The 1,482-nt window shown below is 69.2% G+C and carries 1 protein-coding gene; it reads right to left on the bottom strand.

What is annotated here, in order from left to right:
* Positions 1 to 36 precede the first annotated feature (36 nt).
* Complete coding sequence (locus ACZ3UD_RS37695; RefSeq protein WP_465598633.1) at positions 37 to 1,278, bottom strand: IS30 family transposase; 1,242 nt, start codon at positions 1,276 to 1,278, stop codon at positions 37 to 39.
* Positions 1,279 to 1,482 lie beyond the last annotated feature (204 nt).

Below are 1,482 nucleotides of genomic sequence, written 5' to 3'. Positions count from 1 at the left end.
CTTGGGTTCAAGGGGTCGTCGCAACACCACCTGGTTTCAGACGGTGAGTAGATCACGTAGGCGCTCGGCTGGGGTATCCCAGCCGAGCGTCTTGCGTGGGCGGCCGTTGAGCTCCTGGGCGACGTGTTCGAGGTCTTCGGGACCGTGCATGCTCAGGTCGGTGCCTTTCGGGAAGTACTGCCGCAGCAGCCCGTTGGTGTTCTCGTTCGAGCCGCGTTGCCAGGGCGAGGCCGGGTCACAGAAGTAGACGGGCATGTCGGTGGCCGTGCTGAACTGCCTGTGCCGTGCCATCTCGCTGCCCTGGTCCCAGGTGAGAGAACCGCGCAGGTGGGCGGGCAGGGTCTGGACGGTGCGCACGAGCCCGTCGCGGACGGTCTCGGCGTCGTGGGCTCCGCCCGGCAGGTGGACCAGCATGGTGTAGCGGGTGCTTCGCTCGACCAGGGTGGCGATCGCGGAGCGCCCGCCCGCGCCGAGGATCAGGTCGCCTTCCCAGTGACCGGGAACGGCTCGGTCCTCGATGTCGGCGGGGCGCTCGCTGATCATGACCATCGGGTCGACGAACCGGGAAGTGCGCCGCTCGGGGTTCCGGCGGGGTTTGCGGCGGGTCCGCCCGGAGCGGACGGCTGCCTGCACTTCCCGTTTCAGGCCGCCGCGGGCCTGGAAGTACAGCGCCTGGTAGATCGTTTCCACGCTCACCCGCATGCTCTCGTCGCCGGGATGTTCCCTCAGCAGAGCGTGGCAGATCTGTTCCGGCGACCACCGCCTGCGCAGTCCGTCCTGAACGAAGCGGCGCAGTCGTCCCTCGCGCAGCAGCTTGCGGTCCTTGGGCCGGGGCCTGCGCGCTGCCGCCGCCCGGTGGGCCTGGTAGGGCCGGTAGCCCTCGCTGCCCGAGTTCGCGTCGATCTCCCGCTTGACCGTGCTCGCGGGCCGCCCCAGGGCCCGTCCGATCGCCCGCAGCGACGTACCCGCCGCGCGAAGATCGCGGATCTGTTCGCGCTCGGCCAGTGTCAGGAACCGCGGGTGGAGCTGCTTCTCCAGGGCCCTCAAGCCGACCGGTGCTTTTGTCACACCGGACATGGTGACGGTTCCCGCCCGGTAGTCGACGCGGCGCCCGTCGGCATAGGTGCGCGTATGGCGGGTCTTCTTGACGCCCTGGTCCCAGTCCCTGGCCGTGCGTTCGTTCACGCCGGCCTGCCGGGCTGCGATCCGGCTGGCGACACCGGTGGCCCGGAGCCGCTCGTACTCGTCCCGTCCAGAATGCCGGCGTGGCGGGCCCATCGACCTTCGTCCGGCCTTCCGGGCCCAGGTGAAGGCGGTGTTCTGGTTCAGCTCCAGCTCACGCGCCGCCGCGGTCACGCTGCCTACGACATCCAGCCGTTCAAGGAAACGCTCCCGCAATCCAGCAAGATCACTACGCCTAACGCCCACGGTCCTCGCAACTCCCACAGATCGCGGGTGTTGCGGGGACCGTTAGAACCCAAG

The organism is Kitasatospora sp. NPDC023118, assembly GCF_055560875.1.
The sequence above is the reverse complement of the archived record's forward strand: the minus strand, read 5'-3'. Positions and strand labels throughout refer to the sequence as shown.

Excerpts from the sequence above, each read along its gene's own strand:
- ACZ3UD_RS37695 (WP_465598633.1), bottom strand. The coding sequence starts at position 1,278 with ATGGGCCCGCCACGCCGGCATTCTGGACGGGACGAGTACGAGCGGCTC.